The sequence below is a fragment of the Amycolatopsis sp. NPDC003731 genome, assembly GCF_053586895.1.
Map to the genome: position 1 here is coordinate 15,620 of NZ_JBSFNC010000040.1, position 23,677 is coordinate 39,296.

3 protein-coding genes are annotated in these 23,677 nt (G+C 74.7%); all 3 read right to left on the reverse strand.

Annotation, left to right across the window (positions count from 1 at the left end; translation table 11 throughout):
- Positions 1 to 8: 8 nt before the first annotated feature.
- From ACWDN5_RS18825 to ACWDN5_RS18835, 3 genes are read right to left on the reverse strand one after another with little or no spacing between them, the layout of a single operon-like run.
- Positions 9 to 19,307, reverse strand: coding sequence for a type I polyketide synthase (locus ACWDN5_RS18825; protein WP_449677210.1), 19,299 nt, complete (start codon positions 19,305 to 19,307; stop codon positions 9 to 11).
- A 37-nt stretch (positions 19,308 to 19,344) separates the two neighbouring features.
- Positions 19,345 to 22,083, reverse strand: a complete 2,739-nt coding sequence (locus tag ACWDN5_RS18830) for an acyltransferase domain-containing protein (protein ID WP_449677211.1) — start codon at positions 22,081 to 22,083, stop codon at positions 19,345 to 19,347.
- Positions 22,084 to 22,105: 22 nt separating this feature from the next.
- Positions 22,106 to 23,596 carry an FAD-binding oxidoreductase gene (locus ACWDN5_RS18835; RefSeq protein ID WP_449677212.1) on the reverse strand — a complete coding sequence of 497 codons (1,491 nt, stop codon included), beginning with the start codon at positions 23,594 to 23,596 and terminating at the stop codon, positions 22,106 to 22,108.
- Positions 23,597 to 23,677 lie beyond the last annotated feature (81 nt).

The following is a 23,677-nucleotide window of genomic DNA, read 5'->3' on the forward strand; positions in this document are numbered from 1 at the left end:
GGAGTGGGTCATCGGGAATCGGTACCGTCGAGGGCCAGCCGCACCAGCGCTTCGGCGTCGAGGTCGTCGACGGTGCCGGTGCCGGTCTCGCCGTCGTCGAGGCCGGCCAGCTCCAGCAGGGCGGTCATCAGCCCGGCGTCGCGGAAGCGGGCCAGCGGCACGGTGGCGAGGGCCTCCCGGATCCGGGCTTCCTCGGGATCGGCCGCGCGGTCGGGCCGCAGGACGCCGAGGAGGTGCCGGGCGAGCGCCGCCGGGGTCGGGTGGTCGAAGACGACCGTCGCGGGCAGGGGCACGCCGGCCGCCGCGGCGAGGCGGTTGCGGAACTCGACCGAGGTCAGGGAGTCGAAGCCCAGCTCGGTGAACGGACGCGCGGCGGGGACGGCGTCGGCCCCGCGGTACCCCAGCGCGGCCGCCGCCTCGGTGCGGACCAGGGTGAGCAGCGTCCGTTCGGCGTCCGGTCCGGTCAGCTGCTCGCGCAGGTCGGTTTCAGGGATCTCGGCTTCCACGACCGTCCGTGCTTCCGGCACGCCGAGCAGCAGGGCACTCGGGCGGGCGGAGGTGAAGGCGGGCACGAACCGCGTCCAGTCGACATCGGCCAGGGTCAGCGCGGTCTCGCCGCGGCCGACCGCACCGGCCATGGCCCGGACGGCGAGGGCGGGCCGCAGGGGGGTGAGGCCGCGGCGGCGGAGGTAGTCCTCGGCGTCGTGGTCGGCGGCCATGCCGCCGTCGGCCCACGGACCCCAGGCGAGCGCGGTCGCGGCCAGCCCGCGGCCACGGCGGTTTTCGGCGAGCGCGTCGAGGTGGGCGTTGGCCGCGGCGTAGGCGGCTTGGCGGCCGCTGCCCCAGACGCCGGCGATCGAGGAGAACAGGACGAAGGCGTCGAGTTCGGTGTCGCCGAGGAGCGTGTCGAGGTTGTCGGCGCCGGCGACCTTGGCTTCCAGGAGTTCCGCGAAGGCTCCGAGGTCCGGGTCGTCGAGGGGGGTCGCTCCCCCGGCGCCGGCGGCGTGGACGACGGCGGTCAAGTCATCGCGGAGGTCGTCGAGCAGGGCGGCGAGCGCGGTGCGGTCGGCGACGTCGCAGGCGGTGATGGTGACTTCGGCGCCCAGGCCGGCGAGCTCGGTGGCGAGGTCTTCCGCGCCGGGCGCTTGGGTGCCGCGGCGGCTGGTGAGGACAACCCGATCGGCGCCCGCGGTGGCGAGCCAGCGGGCGACGTGCGCGCCGAGGGCACCGGTGCCGCCGGTGACGAGCACCGTGCCGCGGGGTCGCCACGGCTGTCCGGTGGGTGCGCCGGTGACGGGGACGAGACGGCGGACGAACCGGCCGTCCGCACGGAGGGCGACTTGGTCTTCGGCGGGGTCGGCGAGGGCCTGGACCAGGAGTTCGCCGAGACGGTCGGTGACGGCTTCGGGCAGGTCGATCAAGCCGCCCCAGGCGTGGGGGCGGTCGAGGGCCGCGGTCCGGCCGAGTCCCCAGACCTGGGCCTGCACCGCGTCCGGCGCCTGGTCGCCGATGGACACCGCGCCGCGAGTGACCGTCCACACCGGAACGTCCGGCACCGCGCGGAGCAACTCGAGCGTGGCCGCCACTCCGGGCGGGACGACCGCGTCCGGGCCGGAGGTCAGCGCCAGCAGCGACAAAACCGCGTCCGCGGTCCGGGCCGCCTCGGCGAGTTCGCCGGGGGCCGGGTTGTCGAGCCGCGTGCATGCGACGTCGTGTGCGGTGAGGGCTGCGGCGATCTCGTCCCCCAGGAGGGCTTCGCCGGCCGGGACGACCAGGAGCCAGCGACCCGAGAGCGTCGCGGGCGTGGAGCGGGCCGGTTCCCAGGACACCCGGTAGCGCCATCCGTCCACAACGGACCGCTCGTCGCTCTGCCGCCGCCAGGACGACAACGCCGGGAGCAGCGCCGTCAGGGACGCGCGCTGGTCCTCGTCGATCGCCAGCGCTCCCGCGAGCTCGCCGACGTCCTCGCGCTCGACCGCCGACCAGAACGCCGTGTCCGCCGCGGGAGCCGCCGGCTCCAGCCAGTAGTGCTCGTGCTGGAAGGCGTACGTGGGCAGGTCCACGCGACCGGCGGGCCCGAAGACCGCGCCCAGGTCGGCCGGCGCGCCGTGGGCGAACAGCGTCGACAGCGCCGTCAGCGCCGCCTCGCCGTCGGGCCGGTCGCGCCGCAGGGACGGGACCACCACGGCGTCCGGCACGCTGTCGCGCACCATCGAGCTGAGGACGCCGTCCGGGCCCAGCTCCAGGAAGACGTCCACGCCGGCGGTGTCCAAAGTGGAGATACCGTCGGCGAAGCGGACCGCTTCGCGGACGTGACGGACCCAGTAGTCCGCCGTGAACGGCTCGGCGAGAGCACCGCTCACATTCGAGAGCACCGGTATCTCCGCCGGGTGGTACGTGATCTTGTCGGCGGCCGCGCGGAACTCGTCGAGCATCGGGTCCAGGTGCGGCGAGTGGAACGCGTGGCTGACGCTGAGCCGCTTGGTCCGGACGCCCCGGTCCGCGAACGCCGCGGCAACGGCCAGGACGTCCGGTTCGCCGCCCGAGACGACCACCGACGCCGGGCCGTTGACGGCGGCGATCGCCAACCGGTCGGTCAGCAGCGGGCGGACGTCGGACTCCGGCGCCGCGATCGACACCATCGCGCCGCCCTTCGGCAGCGCCTGCATCAGCGCCGCGCGGGCCGACACGAGCAGGCACGCGTCTTCCAGAGAGAACACCCCGGCGACGTGCGCCGCGGCCAGCTCGCCGATCGAGTGCCCGGCGACGAACGACGGCCGGACGCCCCACGACTCGAACAGCCGGTACAACGCGACCTCGACGGCGAACAGCGCGGGCTGGGTGAACCCGGTTTCGTCCAGGCCCGGCGCGTCCCCGAACACGACGTCCCGCACCGGCACGGTGAACTCGGCGCAGATCTCGTCGAATGCCTCCGCGTACACCGGGTACCGGTCGTACAGCTCGCGGCCCATGCCGGCCCGCTGCGCCCCCTGGCCGGTGAACAGCACCGCGAGCTTGCCCGGCGACGCCGTGCCGCGAACGACTCCGGGCGCGGCCTCTCCGGCGGCCAGCGCGGCCAGCCCGGCGAGCAACTCGGCCCGGCTACGGCCGAGCACGACGGCGCGCTCGTCGAACCGGGCGCGGGTGAGCAGCGCTCCGGCGACCGCCGCCGGAGCGGCGTCCACCGCGGCCAGCTTGCGGGCCTGGGCTCGCAGCGCCGGTTCGCCCTTCGCCGACAACGCCCAGGCGACCACGGGCGGCTCCGGCGGCGCCACCGCGGCCGGAGCCGGCTCGGCGGGCAGTTCGAGGATGGCGTGCGCGTTGGTGCCGGAGATGCCGAACGCCGAGACGCCGGCCCGGCGCGGGCGATCCACCGGCGGCCACGGACGCTGCTCGGTGAGCAGCTCGACCGCCCCCGACGCCCAGTCCACCCGGGTCGACGGCGCGTCGACGTGCAGCGTCTTCGGCAGCACGCCGTGGCGCATGGCCAGCACCATCTTGATCACCCCGGCCACGCCCGCGGCCGACTGCGTGTGCCCGAGGTTCGACTTCAGCGAACCGAGCCACAGCGGCGTCGACCGGTCCTGGCCGTAGGTCGCCAGCACCGCCTGCGCCTCGATCGGATCGCCCAGGGTGGTCCCGGTGCCGTGGGCCTCGACGACGTCCACATCGGACGGTGTCAGGCCCGCGTTCGCCAGCGCCGCGCGGATCACGCGCTGCTGCGACGGCCCGTTCGGCGCGGTCAGGCCGTTCGACGCGCCATCGGAATTGACCGCCGAGCCGCGCAGGAGCGCCAGGACCTCGTGGCCGTTGCGCCGCGCGTCCGACAGCCGTTCGAGGACGACCATGCCGGCGCCTTCGCTCCAGCCGGTGCCGTCGGCGGCGTCCGCGAAGGCCTTGCACCGGCCGTCCGCGGACAGGCCCCGCTGGCGGCTGAACTCGACGAAGATGTCCGGCGTCCCGAGGATCGCGACGCCACCGGCCAGCGCCAGGTCGCACTCGCCCGCCCGCAGCGCCTGCCCGGCCAGGTGCAGCGCGACCAGCGACGACGAACACGCCGTGTCCACGGTGACCGCGGACCCCTCCAGCCCCAGGTGGTAGGCGACCCGCCCGGACAGGACACTGCCCGCGTTGCCGGTGAGCAGGTGCCCCTCGACGCCGTCCGCGGCCGGCGCTCCGGCCGCGTACCCGGAGTGGGCTGCGCCGATGAACACCCCGGTGTTGCTGCCGCGCAGCGTGCCCGGGTCGACGCCCGCTCGCTCGATGGCTTCCCACGAGACTTCCAGGAGCAGCCGTTGCTGCGGGTCCATGGCCAGGGCTTCGCGCGGCGAGATGCCGAAGAACGCCGCGTCGAACTGGGCGGCGCCGGGCAGGAAGCCGCCGCCGGTGGCGTAGAACGTGCCCGGGTGCGCCGGGTCCGGGTGGTAGAGCTCGTCGACGGGCCAGCCGCGGTCGGCCGGGAAGCCGCCGATGGCGTCGCGGCCCTCGGCGACCAGCCGCCACAGGGCGTCGGCCGAGTCGACGTCACCCGGGAAGCGGCAGCTCATCGCGACGATGGCGATCGGGTCGTCGTCCGGCACGCGGGCCGCGGGAAGCACCGGGGCCGCGGCGGGTTCGGTACCCGCCAGCAGGAATTCGGCCAGCGCCGCGGGGTTCGGGTAGTCGAAGACGAGGGTCGCGGGCAGCGTGCGGCCGGTCGCGGTGGCGAGCCGGTTGCGCAGCTCGACCGCGGTCAGCGAGTCGAAACCGGCGTCCTTGAACGCCCGCGCCGGGTCGACCGTGTCGGGGCTCGCGTGCCCCAGCACGGCCGCGACGTGCTTGCGGACCAGGTCCAAGAGCTTTCCGCGGGCTTCCTCGGGGTCGCCCCAGCTTTCGCCGGCAACGGCGGCGCGGCGGACCGGCGTGCGCACGAGGCCGCGCCACAGCGGGGCGAGGTCGTCGGCCACGCGGAGGGCGGCGAGGTCCAGGCGCATCGGCACGGCGACCGGCCGGCCGAGCCCGATGGCGGCGTCCAGCGCGGCCAGTGCGTCCTCAGTGGACAGTGGCCGGATACCGGCGCGCCCGATGCGGTCGCGGTCGCGGTCGCCGAGCTTGCCGGTCATCGCGCTGCCGAGCGCCCACTGGCCCCAGGCGAGGGAAACCGCGGGCAGGCCTTGGGAGCGCCGCTGCACGGCGAGTGCGTCCAGGGCGCTGTTCGCGGCGGCGTACCCGCTTTGGCCGGCCGCGCCGACGAGGCCGGCGACCGAGGAGAACAGGACGAACCAGGCCAGGTCGTGGTCCCGGGTCAGCCTGCCGAGCGCCGACGCGCCGTCCACTTTGGCGCGAAGCACCGAGGCCACCCGGGCCGGTGTCTGCGCTTCGAGCACGCCGTCGTCGAGGATCCCGGCGGCGTGCACCACCCCGATCAGCGGCGCCTCGGCGGGGATCCCCCGCAGCACGTCCGCCACGAAGCCGGGCTCGGCCACGTCGCCGGCGACCACGATCGCCTCGGCGCCGAGCGCGGTCAGTTCTTCGCACAGCCCGGCGGCGCCGGGCGCGTCCGGTCCCCGCCGGCTCACCAGCACCAGCCGCCGGACGCCCGGGCGGCGGGCGAGGTGCCGGGCCACGGCGGCGCCGAGCGTGCCGGTGCCGCCGGTGACGAGCACGGTGCCGGCCGGTTCCGGGCGCGGCAGCGTGAGCACGTTCTTGCCGACGTGCTTGGCCTGGCTGACGAACCGGAAGGCGTCGGCCGCCCGGCCGAGCTCCCAGGCCCGCAGCGGCAACGGCGTCAGCTCACCGCGGCCGAAGGCGGCCAGGAGGTCGGCGAGGATGGCCGCGATCCGGTCCGGGCCGGGGTCGCCGAGGTCGAAGGTGTGGTGACCGTCGCGGACGTCCATCTTGCCCAGTTCGACGAACTGACCACCGGGGGCGAGCAGCTCGCGGGAGGCGTCGATGAACGGGCCGGTCAGGGAGTTCAGGACGACGTCGACGTTCGGGAACCGGTCGCGGAACTCCAGGGTGCGGGAGCCGGCCAGGTGGGTGTCGTCGAGGCCGAGGTCGCGCAGCACGGCGTGCTTGCTCTCGCTCGCCGTCGCGAAGACTTCGGCACCTTTCCAGCGGGCGAGCTGCACGGCGGCCATGCCGACGCCGCCCGCGGCCGCGTGGATGAGCACCGACCGGCCCGATTTCAGTCCGCCGAGGTCGAAGAGGCCGTAGTAGGCGGTGACGAAGGCGACCGGGACGGTGGCCGCCTCGGGGAACGTCCACCCGGCGGGGATCGGCGCCAGCCGGCGGGCGTCGGCGACGGCGCGCGGGGCGAAGGCGTCGTCGACCAGGCCGAACACGCGATCGCCGGGCGTGAGGTGGGCGACTCCGGCGCCCACTTCGACGACCACGCCCGCCGCTTCGGAGCCGAGGCGGGCTGCGGGGTCGGGGTACATGCCGAGGGAGATGAGGACGTCGCGGAAGTTCAGGCCGGCCGCGCGGACCTCGATGCGGACGTCGTTTTCGCCCAGGGGCGCTTCGGGAGCTTGGACCACGGCCAGGCCGTCGGTGGTGCCGGTGCCGGTGGTGGTCAGCCGCCAGTGGTCGCCGACGGGGGTCAGCGGCATCCCGGTCGCGCGGACCAGCCGGGGCGCCTTCGCGGTGCCTTCCCTCAGGACCAGCTGAGGCTCACCATAGATGTCCACTGTGGACAGGAGGGTCTGGGAGCGCGGGTCGTCGTCGACGTCGACGAGGAGGAATCGGCCGGGGTGTTCGGACTGCGCGGACCGGACCAGGCCCCCGGCTGCCGCGGCCGCGAGGTCGCCGTCGGCCGCACCCCGGGTGACGACGACGAGCCGGCCCGGCCGGTTTTCGGCGAGCCAGGCCTGGAGGGTCTCCAGGACGTGGGCGGTGGTCTCGCGGACGTCGCCGCCGGTGACCGGAGCGAAGACGAGGTCCTCGCGCGGTGCGGCGGGATCGGCGGTGACCTCGGTCCAGGTTTGTTCGAAGAGCGTGTCGGGGACGGTCGCCGCCGCGGGGGCGACCGGGCGCAGGAGCAGCTCGCCGACCGTGACGACGGGTGCGCCGGTGGCGTCCCAGGCGGTGAGGGTGACGGCGTTCTCCCCCGCCGGAGCCAGCCGGACGCGCAGCTCGGTGGCGCCGGTGGCGTGGACCGCGGCCCGGGTGAAGGAGAAGGGGACGCGGGGGGTGCCGTCGTCGGGGGTGACGACGCCGAGGCCGAGCGGGTGCAGGGCGGCGTCGAGCAGGGCGGGGTGGAGGGCGAAGCCGGTGGGCTCGAAGGGTTCCGGGAGCGCGACTTCGGCGAAGAGTTCGGTGCCGGTGCGCCAGACGCGGGTCAGGCCGTTGAAGGCTTCGCCGTAGTCGAAGCCCATCGCGGCGAGTCGCGGGTAGAGCGGGTCGAGGTCGACCGGCTCGGCGCCGGCGGGCGGCCACTGCGGGTGGCGCGCGCCGGCCTCGCCCGCGGCGCCCGGGGCCTGAGGCACGCCCGGCGGCGACCCGGCCGCTCCTTCCCGGGTGGCCACGCGGCTGACGCTGCCGGTCGCGTGGCGGGTCCAGCCGGCGTCCGAAGCGGCCGGGCGGGAGGACACCGTGATCGGGCGGCGGCCGGCCGGGTCTTCCTGACCGGCCGTGACCTGGACCGTCACCGCACCCTGGGCGGGCAGCACCAGGGGCGCCGCGAAGGTCAGCTCGTCCACCACGTCGCAACCCACCTGGTCGCCCGCCTGGATCGCCAGTTCGAGGAGCGCCGTACCGGGCAGCAGGACCGTCCCGGACAACGCGTGCCCGGCCAGCCATGGGTGCGTCTCCAGGGACAGCCGTCCACTGAGGACCGTCCCCTCGTCGCCCGCCAGCTCGACCGCGGCGGCGAGGAGCGGGTGCTCGAGCGATCCCACGCCCGCCGCGCCGAGGTCGCCTCGGACGGCGCCCGGCCGGGGCCAGTAGCGTTCGCGCTGGAACGGGTACGTCGGGAGGTCGACGCGGCGGCCGCCCGGGAAGAACGCGGCCCAGTCGACATCGACACCGTGGACGTGAGCAGTGCTCACCGCCGAGAGCAGTGCTCTCTCTTCGGAGCGGTTGCGCCGGAGCGCCGGGACGGCGGTGCCGTCGATCAGGGCACTGAGCACCCCGTCGGGGCCCAGTTCGAGGAAAACGCCGACGCCGGCGGCTTGCAGGGTCGCGACGCCGTCGGCGAAGCGGACCGCCTCCCGGGCGTGGCGTACCCAGTACTCCGCCGAGAACGCCGAAGCGAGAGCACCGCTCACATTCGAGACCACCGGTATTTCCGCGGGGTGGTACGTCAGGGTTTCGGCGACCGCGCGGAACGCGGACAGCATCGGGTCCATCAGCGGCGAGTGGAACGCGTGGCTCACGGCGAGCCGCCGCGTCTTGACGCCGTCCGCGGCGAACCCCGCGGCGATGTCGAGCACCACGGCGGCCACCCCGGAGATCACCACCGACGAGGGGCCGTTCACCGCCGCGATGGCGACTCCGTCACAACCGTCCACCGCGGACAGGACATCGGCTTCGGACGCCGCGATCGCCACCATCGCGCCACCGGCGGGCAGGGCCTGCATCAGGGACGCGCGAGCCGCGACCAGGCGACAGGCGTCCTCGAGTGAGAGCACCCCGGCGACGTGGGCGGCCGAGATCTCGCCGATCGAGTGGCCGGCCACGAAATCCGGCCGCACGCCCCAGGAAGAAACCAGCCGGAACAACGCGACCTCGATCGCGAACAGCGCGGGCTGGGTGTGTTCCGTCCGGTCGAGGAGGTCCTGGTCGTCGAAGGCCGCACGCAGCTCCGGACCGAAGTGCGCGAGCACCGCGTCGAACGCCGACGCGAAGACCGGGAACCGCTCGGACAACTCGCGGCCCATGCCGGCCCGCTGGGCACCCTGGCCGGTGAACAGCACGGCCAGCAACGCGTCCGGATCGGCCTTGCCGGTGATGACGTCGTCGCCGAGCAGCACCGCGCGGTGGTCGAGCCGACCCCGGGTGGTGGCCAGCGAATACCCGATGTCCACCGGGTTCGCGTCCAGCGAGCGGACCTGCGCGGTCAACGCGGCCAGTGCCTCCGGATCACGGGCGGACAGCGCCCACGGCAGCAACGCCCGGGTCGGCGCAGGAGAAGGCTCCGGTGCGACGGCCGGGGCCTGCTCCAGGATCGCGTGCACGTTGGTGCCGCTGACGCCGAACGCCGAGACGCCGGCCCGGCGCGGGCGATCGACCGGAGGCCAGTCGCGTGCCTCGGTGAGCAGCGAGACCGCCCCCGCCGTCCAGTCCACTTGGGACGAGGGGGCGTCGACGTGCAGGGTGCGCGGCAGGAGCCCGTGCCGCAGGGCGAGGACCGTCTTGATCACACCGGCCATTCCGGCCGCGGCCTGCGTGTGGCCCAGGTTCGACTTCACCGAGCCGAGCCACAGCGGCGTGGCACGGTCCTGGCCGTAGGTGGCCAGCAGGGCCTGCGCCTCGATCGGGTCGCCCAGCCGGGTCCCGGTGCCGTGCGCCTCGACGGCGTCGACGTCCGAAGTGGACAGACCAGCGTTGGCCAGCGCGGCCCGGATCACCCGCTGCTGGGAGGGGCCGTTCGGTGCGCTCAGGCCATTCGACGCACCGTCCTGGTTGACCGCCGAACCGCGGACCACGGCGAGCACCGGGTGGCCGTTGCGCTGCGCGTCCGACAGCCGTTCCAGCAGGATCAGGCCGACGCCTTCGCCCCAGCCGGTGCCGTCGGCCGCGTCGGCGAACGCCTTGACCCGGCCGTCCGCGGCCAGGCCGCGCTGGCGGGCGAACTCCAGGAACGCCATCGGCTTGGCCATGATCGCCACCCCGCCGGCCAACGCCAGGGTGCACTCACCCTGCCGCAGCGACTGCGCGGCCAGGTGCATCGCGACCAGCGCCGACGAGCACGCCGTGTCGACGGTGACCGCCGGCCCCTCCAGCCCGAAGGTGTAGGAGAGCCGCCCGGACATCACGCTGGGTGCCTCGCCGGTGAGCAGGTAGCCCTCCGAGCCGGACTCGAGGTCGGCGCCGTAGCCCGAGGTGCTGGCCCCGACGAAGACGCCGGTGCGGCTGCCGCGCAGGCCGGCCGGGTCGAGCCCGGCGCGTTCGAAGACCTCCCACGACGTCTCCAGCAGCACCCGCTGCTGCGGGTCCATCGCCAGGGCTTCGCGCGGTGAGATGCCGAAGAAGCCCGCGTCGAAGTCCGCCGCGCCGGCCACGAACCCGCCGACACCGGCGAGGTCGGCGTCACCGAACGAAGCCAGGTCCCAGCCGCGGTCGAGGGGGAACTCCGTCAGTGCGTCGACGCCGTCGGCGACCAGCCGCCAGAGGTCTTCCGGCGAGCGCACACCGCCGGGGAACCGGCAGCCCATGGCGACGATGGCGATCGGTTCGTCGACGGCCGCGACCGAGGTCACCGCCGTGGTTTCGGTGCGGCCCAGCAGCAGCCGGTGCAGTTCGCCGGCGAGCGCGGCCGGGTTCGGGTGGTCGAACACCAGTGTCGCGGGCAGGGTCAGGCCGGTGGCCGCGTTGATCCGGTTGCGGACCTCGACCGCGGTCAGCGAGTCGAAGCCCAGTTCGCGGAACGCGCGTCCGGCCGGGACGGCCGCCGGGGAGTCGTGGCCGAGGACCGAGGTGGCCTGGCCACGCACGAGGTCCAGCAGCAGCCGCCGGGCTTCGGGTTCGCCCAGTCCGGCGATCCGGTGGGCCAGGGCCGGCCGCGTCGCCTCCGGCTCTTCGGCCGGCAGCGCCTGGACCTCGGGGATGTCCTCGATCAGCGGACGCCGCCGCGAAAGCGTGAAGCCGGGCGCGAACCGGGCCCAGTCGACGTCGGCGACGGCCAGGAAGACCTCCTCCGCGTCGAGGGCCTGGCAGAGCGCCTCGACCGCGGCTTCCGGCGCCATCTCGCGGAGACCGCGGCGGCGCAGCTGGTCCTCCAGTTCGACGTCACCCGCCATGCCGCCGCCGCCCCAGAAGCCCCAGGCGACCGAGGTCGCGGCGGCCCCACGGGCGCGACGCTGCTCGGCGAGGGCGTCGAGGTAGGCGTTGCCCGCGCCGTAGGCACCCTGGCCACCACTGCCCCACACCCCGGCGTTCGAGGAGAAGAGGACGAAGGCGTCGAGGTCGTCGCCGAGCAGTTCGTCGAGGTGGCGGGCGCCGGCGACCTTGCCTTCGGTCACGGCGGCGAACTCGGCCGCGGTGGTGTCGATCACCGGGGTGGCCTGCGGGAGCCCGGCGGCGTGGAAGACCGCCCGAACCGGCTCGTCCAGGCCCGCCAGCAGCGCGGCGAGGGCGTCGCGATCGGCGACGTCGCAGGCGGCGATCGTCACCCGCGTGCCCAGCGCGGAAAGCTCGGCTTCGAGGTCGGCCGCGCCGGGAGCGTCCGGGCCGCGGCGGCTGGTCAGCACGAGGTGCTCGGCACCGTCGGCGGCGAGGCGGCGGGCGACGTGGCCGCCCAGTGCGCCGGTGCCGCCGGTGATCAGGACCGTGCCACGCGGCTTCCACCGCTGCGCCGGCGGGGTGACGGGCGCGCGGACCAGGCGGCGGGCCAGCAGCCCGGACGGCCGGATCGCGAGCTGGTCCTCGGCGTCCACTCCGGACAGTGCGGCGGCGAGCAACGCCGCGGTCGCCGCGTCCGGCTCGGCGGGCAGATCGAGCAGGCCGCCCCAGATGCCGGGGAGTTCCAAGCCGATCACCCGGCCCAGGCCCCACGTCATCGCCTGGGCGGGCGAGATCCCGTCGCCGGTGACGCCGCCGCGGGTCAACAGCCACAACGGCGTTCCGGTCCCGGCCATGGCCTGGGCCAGCGCGAGGTTCGCGGTGGCGCCACCGGTTTCGTCGAGGGCGAGCAGCGAGACGACCCCCGCGTACCCTTCGGCGCTGGTGAAATCGGAAGTCACGACCGGCTCGGCCCCGTGGGCGGCGAGGGCAGCCGGGACACCGGCGTCGGCGCCGTCCGGGACGACGACCAGCCAGCGCCCGGACAGCTCGGGCGCCGATGGCGTGGCGACGGGCTTCCACTCGATGCGGTAGCGCCACGAGTCCACTTCGGACGCGGTGCGAGCCCGGTCGCGCCACCGGGTCAGCGCGGGCAGGACCTCGGCCAGGGTGCTGCCGGGTGCGATGTCGAGGGTGCCCGCGACGGCGTCGAGGTCGAGACCGTCGACGGCGGCCCAGAACGCGGCGTCCACCGGGTCGGCGGCCGCGGTGCCCGCGTCGAGCCAGTAGCGGCGGCGCTGGAACGCGTAGGTCGGCAGCTCGACGCGGTGCGCGCCGGGGAACGCGGGCGTCCAGTCCACCGCGACCCCGCGCACGTGCGCCTCGCCGAGCGACCGGAGGAACCGCTCGTACCCGCCGTCGTCGCGGCGCAGCGACCCGAGCGCCTCGACGCCGTCGGTCTCGCCGATCGCCGTGGTCAGCACGGGGTGCGGGGAGGCTTCGACGAACGTGGCGAACCCCTCCGCGGCGAGCGTGCGCACCGCGACGTCGAGCCGGACGGTCTCGCGGAGGTTCGTGTACCAGTATCCGGCGTCCAGCTCGGCACCGTCTAGCCAGCCGCCGGTGACGGTGGAGAAGAACGGGATGCCGCCGGTCCGCGGCCGGATCGGGGCGAGGACGTCCAGGAGTTCGGCGCGGAGCTGTTCGACCTGCGCCGAGTGGGACGCGTAGTCGACGGGGATCCGCTTGGCGCGCACGCCGTCCGCCTCGCACGCGGCGATCAGCGCGTCCAACGCGCCGGGTTCGCCGGAGACGACGAGGGCGGCCGGGCCGTTCACCGCGGCGATCGACAGCCCGTCGGTCAGCCGCGCCTCGACCGCTTCCCGCGGTGCCGCGACGGAGACCATGCCGCCACCGCCGGCCAACGCCAGGATGGCCTTACTGCGCAGGGCAACCACCCGAGCGCCGTCCTCAAGGGACAGCGCTCCCGAAACCACGGCGGCGGCGATCTCGCCCTGCGAGTGACCCACCACCGCTTCCGGCACGACGCCGAACGAGCGCCACAGCTCCGCCAGCGACACCATCACGGCCCACAACGCGGGCTGGACGACGTCGACGCGGGCCAGCGCCTCGGCGTCGGCCAGGACGTCACGCAACGACCAGTCCGCAAAGGACGACAAAGCGACAGCGCACTCGTCGAGCCGCGCCGCGAACGCCGGCGACGACTCCGCCAGCTCCAGGGCCATGCCCGCCCACTGCGCTCCCTGGCCGGGGAACACCAGCGCGGTCCGGCCCGGGACCGCCGTCCCGGTGACCACATTGGCCGCCGGAAGCCCCTCGGCCAGCGCGGAAAGCCCGCTGAGCAACGTCGTCCGATCACCGGTGACGACCGCGCGGTGCGGGAAGCCGGTGCGCGAAGCCGCCAGGGAGAATGCGACGTCGGCGATGCTGCCCCCGACATCCCGGAGGGCGACGGCCTGCGCCTCCAAGGCCTCGGCCGTCTTCGCGGACAGCACCCACGGCACCACGGCAGGCTCGGGCGTGGGCGCGAGACCGGCGTCTCCCTGTTCCAGGATGACGTGGGCGTTCGTGCCGGAGATGCCGAACGACGAGACCGCCGCCCGGCGCGGTTGCGATCGTTCCCATGGACGCGGCGAATCGAGCAGCCGTACCGAGCCGCCTTCCCAGTCCACATGGGACGTCGGCGTCTCGGCGTGCAGCGTTCGTGGCAGCACGCCGTGCCGGAGCGCCTGCACGGTCTTGATGACCCCGGCGACGCCCGCCGCCGCCTGGGTGTGGCCGATGTTCGACTTGAGGGAGCCCAGCCACAGCGGTGCCGACCGGTCCTGGCCGTAGGTGGCCAGGAGGGCTTGCGCCTCGATCGGGTCACCCAGTGCCGTGCCGGTGCCGTGGGCTTCGACCAGGTCGACGTCCGTTGTGGACAGTCCGGCGTCGGCGAGGGCCGCCCGGATGACGCGCTGCTGGGCCGGGCCGCTGGGGGCGCTGAGGCCGTTGGAGGCCCCGTCCTGGTTCAGGGCGCTGCCGCGCAGCACGGCGAGCACCGGATGGCCGAGGCGCCGCGCATCGGACAGCCGCTCGACCAGCACCAGACCGGCACCTTCGGCCATGCCCATGCCGTCGGCTCCGGCGCCGAACGCCTTGCAGCGCCCGTCGGCGGCCAGGCCACGCTGGCGGCTGAAGGCGGTGAGCGACGACGGCGTCAGCATCACCGCGACCCCGCCCGCGAGGGCCAGGGAACACTCGCCGCGGCGCAAGGCCTGCGCGGCCAGGTGCAACGCCACCAGCGACGACGAGCAGGCCGCGTCGATGGTCAGCGCCGGTCCCTCCAGCCCGAGCGTGTAGGCGACCCGGCCGGACAGCACGCTGGACACGCTGCCGGTGAGCAGGTGCCCTTCGAGGCCGTCGGGGATCTCCCGCATCCGGGCGTGGTAGTCCTGGTAGTTGGCGCCGACGAAGACGCCCGCGGGCTCGCCGCGCAGCGTGGCCGGGTCGATGCCGGCGTGCTCGATGGTCTCCCACGCGATCTCCAGCAGCAGCCGCTGCTGCGGGTCCATGGCGAGGGCCTCGCGCGGGGAAATCCCGAAGAAGCCGGCGTCGAAGTCGGCGACGTCGTGCAGGAAGCCGCCTTCGCGGACGGTCGACGTGCCCTGCTCGTCCGCGTCGCCGAACAGTTTCGCCAGGTCCCAGCCGCGGTCGGTGGGGAATCCGGAGATGGCGTCACGGCCTTCGGCGACGAGGGTCCACAGGTCGTCCGCCGATCGGACGCCGCCGGGATAGCGGCAGCCCATGCCGATGATGGCGATCGGGTCGTCGGCGGCCGCGGCCCGGGTGACGGCGACCGGCTCGGCGCGCGTGCCGAGCGCCAGGTCCCGCAGGTGCGCGGCCAGCCGGAGCGGCGTCGGGTGGTCGAAGACGAGCGTCGCGGGCAGCCGCAGGCCGGTCGCGGCGGCGATCCGGTTGCGGACGTCGAGCGCGGTCAGGGAGTCGAAGCCGAGGTCGGTGAACGGCCGGTCCGGCTCGACGGCGTCGCCGCTCGCGTGCCCGAGCACCGCGGCGGCCTGCGCGCGGACCAGGTCCAGGAGCACCCGGTCGACGTCGCCACCGGACAGCCCGGCGAGCTGCTGCGCCAACGGCGTGGACTCCGGCGCCGGAGCGTCCGGCACGTGGCGCACCTGGGGCAGCTCGTCGAACAGCGGGCGGGCGCGGCCGGCCGTGAAGACCGGCAGGAACCGGGCCCAGTCGACGTCGGCGAGCACGGTGAACGTCTCGTCGTGGCCGAGGGTTTCGTGCAGCGCGGTGATCGCCGTGGCGGGGTCCATCAGCGGCAGGCCGCGGCGGGCCAGCTGACCGGAGTCGACGCCCTCGGACATCCCGCCCCGGCCTTCGATGTCCGTCGGCGCCCAGACGCCCCAGGCGATCGACGTCGCGGTCGCGCCGCGGGCCCGGCGCTGCTCGGCGAGGGTGTCGAGGAAGGTGTTGGCGGCGGAGTAGGCCGCGTGGTCGCCGCTGCCCCAGACGCCGGCGATCGAGGAGAACAGCACGAACCGGTCGAGGTCGTCGCCGAGCAGGGCGTCGAGGTGCCGGGCCCCGGCGACCTTCGCCCGGACGACCTCGGCGAACCCCGGCAGGGTCGTCTCGGTCACCGGCAGCAGCTCGACGGTGCCCGCGGCGTGGAACACCGAACGGACCGGCTCGTCGAGGCCGGTCAGCAGCGCGGCGAGGGCATCGCGGTCGGCGACGTCGCAGCGGGCCAAAGTGACGCGGGTGCCGAGCGCCTCCAGTTCGGTGGCGAGCTCGCGGGCGCCGGGCGCGTCCGGGCCGCGGCGGCCGGTCAGGACCAGGTGCGGGGCACCTTCCGCGGCGAGCCAGCGGGCGACGTGCGTGCCGAGCGCGCCGGTGCCGCCGGTGACCAGCACCGTGCCTTCGGGCCGCCACGGACGCGGCCGGTCGCTTCGGCCGGCGGGGCGCAGGCGCCGGACGCGGAAGCCGCCCGGACGGACGGCGAGCTGGTCTTCGTCACCGCGCGCGGCGAGGATCCGGCCCAGCCGGTCGAGTTCGGCCGGGCCGGGCTCCGGGGTGAGGTCGACCAGGCCGCCCCAGCGGTCGGCGTGTTCCAGCGCCAGGACGCGGCCGAGGCCCCAGAGCAGCGACTGTTCGAGGCCCGGCAGCTCGTCGGCGGGCCCGGTGCGGACCGCACCGCGGGTCAGCACCCACAGCGGCGCGGTGACCCCGGCGTCGCCCAGCGCCTGGGCCAGGACGAGGGTCAGGATCAGCCCGGCCGGGCTTTCCGGGAATTCGGGGTGCGGGCGCTCGTCGGCGGCGAGCAGCGACAGCACGCCGTCGTACGGCCCGGTGAGCCGCTCGGCCAGCGCGGCGCGGTCGTCGGCCGAGCTCAGGACGAGGGTCTCGACGTCGGCCGTGCGGGCCAGGGTGTCCACGACGTCCTGGCCACCGGTGTCGTCGGCGCGGACGACCAGCCAGCGCCCGGACGGTGTCGCGGCGGGCAGGTCCGCGGCCGGCCAGGTGATCCCGTACCGCCAGGAGTCCACAGTGGATTCGGTGGTCCGGCGGCGGCGCCACGCGGCCAGTGCCGGGAGGACCTCGTCCAGGGGCGCGTCGGCGGCGACGCCGAGGGTGCCCGCGAGGTCGTCGCGGTCCACCAGGTCCCAGAACCCCGCGTCGGCGGGCGCCTCGCGTTCGGTGCGCAGCCAGAAGCTTTCCCGCTGGAAGGGGTAGGTGGGCAGGTCCACGCGGTGCGCGCCGGGGAACGCCGGGGTCCAGTCGACCGGGACGCCCGCGCAGTGCGCCTCGCCCAGGGCCCGCTGGAACCGGGCGAGGCCGCCGTCGCCGCGGCGCAGGGTGCCCAGGGCGGTCGCCGTCTCGCCGATGGCCATCGTCAGCACCGGGTGCGGCGAGGCTTCGATGAACGTGCCGAAGCCGCGTTCGGCCAGCGTCCGGACGGCGTCGTCGAGCAGCACGGTGCTCCGGAGGTTGGTGTACCAGTACTCCGCGTCCAGCTCGGCGCCGTCGGCCCAGTCGCCGGTGACGGTGGAGAAGAAGCCCGTCTCGGCGGTGCGCGGGGTGATCGGGGCGAGCACGCTCAGGAGTTCGTCGCGGATCTCCTCGACCTGCGCGGAGTGCGACGCGTAGTCCACCGGGATCCGCTTGGCGCGGATGCCGTCGGCCTCGCACGCCTTGATGAGCTCGGCGAGAGCATCCGGCTCACCGGAGACCACCACCGCGGCCGGACCGTTCACCGCTGCGATGGAGAGGCCGTCGGTCAGCCGCGCCTCGACGGCGTCGAGGGAGGCGGCCACCGAGACCATGCCACCGCGTCCGGCCAAGGCGAGAATCGCCTTGCTGCGCAGCGCCACCACGCGAGCACCGTCCTCAAGGGACAGTGCCCCCGCGACGACGGCCGCCGCGATCTCGCCCTGCGAGTGCCCCACCACCGAGTCGGGCACGACACCGTAGGAGCGCCACAGTTCGGCCAGCGACACCATCACGGCGAACAGCGCGGGCTGCACGACGTCGACCCGGGTCAGCGCGTCGGCGTCGGCCAGGACGTCCCGGAGCGACCAGTCCACCAAGGAATCCAACGCCGCCGCGCACTCGTCCAGACGGGCCGCGAACACCGGTGAGGACGAAGCCAGCTCCAGGGCCATCCCGGCCCACTGCGAGCCCTGACCGGGGAACACCAGCGCGACCTTGGAGGGCTTCCCGGCCACCCCGGACACCACCGCGTCGTCCGGCGTGCCCGCGGCGACGGCGGCGAGCCCGCGCAGCAGCTCGGCCCGGTCCTGACCGACCACGACGGCCCGGTGCTCGAACCGGGCCCGCGTCACGGCGAGCGAGTAGCCCGCCTCGGACAGCCCCGAGTCCACATCGGACAGAAGAGCCGCCTGCGCACGCAGGGCTTCCGCCGTGCGACCCGACAGAACCCACGGGACGAACGCGGGCACCGGAGCGGGCTCGACGGGCTCGGAAGGCGGGGCGGCTTCGAGGATGGCGTGCGCGTTGGTGCCGCTGATGCCGAACGACGACACGGCCGCCCGCCGCGGGTGCTCGCGGACCGGCCACTCGACGCCGGTGTCCAGCAGCCGCAGCGTGCCCGCCGACCAGTCCACTTCGGACGTCGGACGCCTGGCGTGCTTCGACGCCGGCAGCGTCGCGTGCTGCAGCGCCAGCACCGCTTTCATCACCCCGGCGACCCCGGCCGCGGCCTGGGTGTGCCCGATGTTGGACTTCACCGACCCCAGCCAAAGCGGTTGTTCCGGCGACCGGCCGCGACCGTAGGTCTCCAGCAGCGCCTGGGCTTCGATCGGGTCGCCGAGCGGGGTGCCGGTGCCGTGCGCCTCCATCAGGTCGACCTGGCTCGCCGCCACCCGGGCGTTGGCGAGCGCGTCGAGGATGACCCGCTCCTGCGACGGCCCGTTCGGGGCGCTGAGGCCGTTCGACGCACCGTCGGAGTTGACCGCCGAGCCGCGGACCACCGCGAGCACCGGGTGCCCGTAACGCTGAGCGTCCGACAGCCGTTCCAGCACCAGCATCCCGGCGCCCTCGGCGGCCCCGAAGCCGTCGGCGTCGGCGGAGAACGGCTTGCACCGGCCGTCCGGCGACAGCGCCCGCTGCCGGCTGAGCTCGATCAGGATGCCCGGCGTCGCCATCACCGTCACCCCGCCGGCCAGCGCCAGCGAGCACTCGTCGCGGCGCAGCGCCTGCACCGCCCAGTGCAGCGCGACCAGCGACGACGAGCACGCGGTGTCGACGGTGACCGCGGGCCCTTCCAGGCCGAGGACGTAGGCGATCCGGCCGGAGGCGACACTGGTGATCGTGCCGGTGAGCAGGTGCCCCTCGACCGATTCGGGCACCTTGTGCGAGCTCGGCGCGTAGTTCTGCTGCATCGCCCCGACGAAGACGCCGGTACGGCTGGACTTCAGCGTCCGCGGGTCGATACCGCCGCGTTCGAGGGCCTCCCACGACGTCTCCAGCAGGAGCCGCTGCTGCGGGTCCATGGCCAGGGCCTCACGCGGCGAGATGCCGAAGAACCCCGCGTCGAACCGGTCGGCGTCGTGCAGGAACGCGCCGCCGCGCATGGAGAACGTGCCGGGCCGCGACGGGTCCGGGTCGTAGAGCGACGCCCAGCCCCGGTTGGCGGGCAGGTCCCCGATGACGTCCTCACCCGCGGACACCAGGCGCCACAACGCTTCCGGCGTCTCGATCCCGCCCGGGAAGCGGCAGCCCATGCCGACGATCGCGATCGGCTCGGTCTCCCGCGCCTCGAAGTCCCGCAACCGCTGCTTGGCCTGGCGCAGGTCCGCCGTGGCCAGCTTCAGGTAGTCGCGGAGCTTGTCCTCGTTCGCCATGTGCCGTCAACTCTCTGCGTTGTCCGCCTGACCCGCCTCAGGACAGGTCGAGCTCCCGATCGAGCAGTGCGAAGATTTCGTCGTCCGACGCCGTGTGGAGCGGCGTGTCACCGGAGCCGTCCGGTTCGCCCGCGCCGTCCAGCCGGAACAGCAGGTCGCGCAGCCGGACCTTCACCCGGCCGTGCAGCGGGCCGCCCGGCTCGCCCAGCAGCGCCTCCTCCAGCCGGTCGAGGTCGGCCAGCACGTCGGAGTCCGCGGGGCTCAGCGCGTCCAGGAGGTGCCCGGCCAGTGCGGCCGGGGTCGGGTAGTCGAAGGCCAGGGTGGTGCGCAGCTTCAGCCCGGTCGCCTCGGCGAGCCGGTTGCGCAGCGCCACCGCGGTCAGCGACTCGAAGCCGAGCTCGGTGAAGGTGTCGTCGCCGACGGCGGTGTCCCGGCCGAGCACCGCGGCGGTGTGCTCGAGGACGAGGTCCAGCAGCAGTTCCGCGCGAGCGGGCCCGGGCAGCGCGGCGACCTTCGCGGCGAACCCGCCGTCGTGCGCGCCACGGCCGGCCGGTGCGGCGTGCGGGGCCAGTACGTACGCTTGCGGCAACGCGCCCAGCACGACGTTCTCGGCGGAGAACACCGGCCGTCCCACCAGGTCGGTGGCCGAAACCGACACCGAGTCCGGACCGGTGGCGCGCACCCGGACCCGCAACGCCGGCGCGCCGGCCGTGTGCAGGGCCAGCCCGCTCCAGGAGGACGCGAGCCAGCCGTCGGACTCCGCCGCGGCGGGGAACAGCGCGACCGCCTGCAGCGCCGAGTCCAGCAAAGCCGGGTGGATGCCGTAGCCCGCGCCGCTTCCGGCCGGTGCCGGCAGCACGACGTCGGCGAACAGCTCGCCGTCGAGGGACCAGGCGCCGGTCAGGCCGCCGAACTCGGGGCCCAGCTCGATGCCGTGCGCGCGCAAGCGGTCCCGGGCGGTGCCGGCGTCCTCGGCGACCGCCCCGGACGGCGGCCAGTCCCGGGGTTCCGGGCCGGCCGCCGAGCCGGCGGTCTCGGCCATGATCCCGGTGGCGTGCCGCGTCCACGGCCCGCCCTGGGCGGCGCCGACCGAGTCCGGCCGGGCGAACACGCCGATCCGGCGCGCCCCGGCGTCGTCGACCGGGCCGATCCGCACCTGCAGGCACAGGGCCTCTTCGGCGAAGACGACCGGCAGGTGCTGGGTGAGCTCCTCGATCCGGGCGCAGCCCAGCTCGGACGCGGCGTGCAGGACGAGTTCGACGAGCACCGACGACGGCAGCACGGTCCGGCCCAGCACGGTGTGCCCGGCCAGCCACGGGTGCTGCGCGGCCGAGAGGCGGCCGGTGAACAGCCAGCCACCGTCTTCGGCGAGCTCGACGGCCGCGCCGAGCAGCGGGTGCCCGGCGGCCAGCAGGCCGGCGGCCGCGACCGTCGCGTCCGAACCGGACTCCGGCAAGGCGACCGGTTCGGCCCCGCCGGGGAAGGCCGCGGTCCAGTCGACACTGGCGCCGGAGACGTAGGCCGCGGCGAGCGAGCCGAGGAACGAGCGCGGGCCGTCTTCGCGGCGGCTGATCGTGCCGAGCACGACGGCCCGGCCATCGAGCGCGTCGACCGTGTCCTGCACCGCGACCGTGAGCACCGGGTGCGGGCTGATTTCGGCGAATACCCCGTGCCCCTCTTCGACGAGCCCGCGGGTGGCTTCGTCGAAACGGACCGGGTTGCGCAGGTTGCGGAACCAGTAGCGGGCGTCGAGCGCGGCGGTGTCGAGGGGGCCTTCGGTCACCGTGGAGTGGAACGGGATCACGGTGGACACCGGGGTCAGCGGGGCGAGGTCGGCCAGCAGCCGGTCGCGGATGTCGTCGATGTGCCGCGAGTGGGCCGCGAGCCCGACCGGGATGCGCCGGGCCCGGACGCCCCCGGCGGTCAGGTCGGCCAGCAGGTCCGCCACCGCGGCGGAGTCGCCCGAGACGATCACCCACGAGGGCGCGTTCACCGCGCCGATGTCCAGGCCGTCGCGGCCGGTCAGCCGGGAGCGCACCTCGGCCACCGGCAGCGGCACCGAGATCATGTCGCCGCGGCCGGACAGGGTCGCCTGCGCGCTGCTCCACAGCGCGGCCACGCGCATCCCGTCCTCTCGGGACAGAGCGCCGGTCGCGCAGGCGGCGGCGACCTCGCCGAGGCTGTGCCCGACGACGGCGGCCGGTTCGACGCCGTGCGCGCGCCAAAGCGCGGCCAGCGCCACCATCACCGCGAACAGCACCGGCTGCACGATGCCGGCGCCGCCGTCGAGGGTCGGCGCGCCGGGACGTCCCCGAAGGACGTCCACAATGGACCAGTCGGCGAAGGGGGCCAGGGCGGCGTCGCAGCGGGCGAGTTCCGCGGCGAACACCGGCGACCAGTCCAGCAGGTCGAGCGCCATGCCCGGCCACTGCGACCCCTGGCCGGGGAAGACGAACACGACCCGCTCGGCGCGCCGGGCGCTGCCGCGCACGACGTCGGGCGGGTTCTGGCCGGCGGCCAGCGTGTCCAGCCCGCGCCGGCCGTCGTCGCGGTCGCCGGCCAGCAGCACGGCCCGGTGGGCCCGGCCGGTGTCCTCGGCGGCGACCGAGCGCGCGAACGCCTCGAACGGCGTGTCCGGGTGGTCGGCGAGGTACCGCGCGAGGCGGTGGGCCTTCGACCGCAGTCCCGCCTTGCTGTCCGCGGAGACGATCAGCGGCACGACGTCGTGGCTGCGGCCGGTGTGCTCGTGCTCGGTGGTCAGGGTCGGGGTGGCCACTCGTTACCTCCCGGGGTCGGGCTCAGGGGAGCCGCACGGAGAACGGGTTGCGGAACACGTCGCCCGGGTCCCACCGCGCCTTGACCGCTTGCAGCCGCGGGTAGTTGTGCTGGTGGTAGAGCTCGTGCCAGGCCAGCCCGGAAGAGTTCCACCGCTCGTCCTGGACGTCGAAGTCCGGGTTGTTCACATAGGACCCGTTGGTGCGCTCGTCCGGCACCGGCACACCGCCCGTCCCGGCGTAGACGTCGGCGTAGAACTCACGCAGCCACGCCAGATGCGGTTCGGCCTGCTCGGAGGCGTCCCAGTGGGTGGAGTAGACGAGCTTGAGGATGCTGTCCCGCTGGGCGATGGCGGTGTCGGTGGGCGACAGCGCGTTCATCCGCCCGCCGCAGCCGACGAACATCACGCCGGCGCGGTGGTTGCCGTAGTCCTCGCGCAGCAGGTGCGCATACAACTTGGCGGCTTGCTCGTCGGTGCAGCGTTTCCGCAGGTCGGCGGCTTTGATCTTGAAGCTCAGCGTGTGGTCGCCGCTGTCGGCGATACCGCCCCACGACGTCGCGTGCAGCCACGGCAGCTCTTGGCGGCTGCTCAGCGCCGGCGCGACACCGAGGTCGCGGTGGACCGCGGCGACGTAGTCGTCGAGCAGGCCGGCCGCGTTCGGGGCAGCACTGTCGATCTGTGTCGACATGGCGACGAACTGGGACGCGCGCGTCCCGCACCACAGGCCGCTGTAGAGGTCTTCGTACGGGGAACCGGGGTCGCTGTGGCGCTCGTACCACTCGCCGTGGTTGCGCAGCAGGCGCGTGAACGCGGTTTCGTCGAGCATGTCCCAGACCCAGACGTCCTGCTGCACCAGCAGCCGCGCGGGCGGGGTGGGCAGGAGTGCCTCGGGGGCGCCGATCGCGCCGGGGATCCGCAGCCAGTAGCGCGTCACGACGCCGAAGTTGCCGCCGCCCCCGCCGGTGTGCGCCCACCAGAGGTCGTGGTTGTCGTCGCCCGGGTCGCTGGTCGCGACCACCGCGCGGGCGGTGCCGTCGGCGTCGACGACCACCACCTCGACCGCGGACAGGTGGTCGGAGACGTACCCGAACTTCCGCGACAGCGGGCCGTACCCGCCCCCCGCGATGTGCCCGCCCAGGCCGACGCTCGGGCACGACCCGGCCGGGATCGTGACGCCCCAGCGCTTGTAGAGCGTCCGGTAGGCCTGGCCGACAGTGGCGCCGGGCTCGACGAAGAAGGCGTTCCGCTCGGCGTCGAAGCCGATCCGGTTCAGTTCGGACAGGTCGAGGACCACCTGGACGTCCGGGGCGCCGACCATCGCCTCGACGCAGTGACCGCCGCTGCGGACCGCGATCCGCCGTCCTTCGCGCACGGCCGTGCCCACCGCGTCCACCACCTCTTCGGTGGAAGTGGGCACGCGGACGTAGTCGGGCTTGCCGACCCAGCGCTGGTTGACCCCGCGCACGAGATCGGCGTACCGGGCGTCGTCCGGCAGAACGGTCACCGCACCCATCGATCGCCCTCATTCTTCGCTCAAAGCCATTCCCCAGTTTCACCGAACACTACGGTGGCGCCGACGGCCGCTCCAACCCCT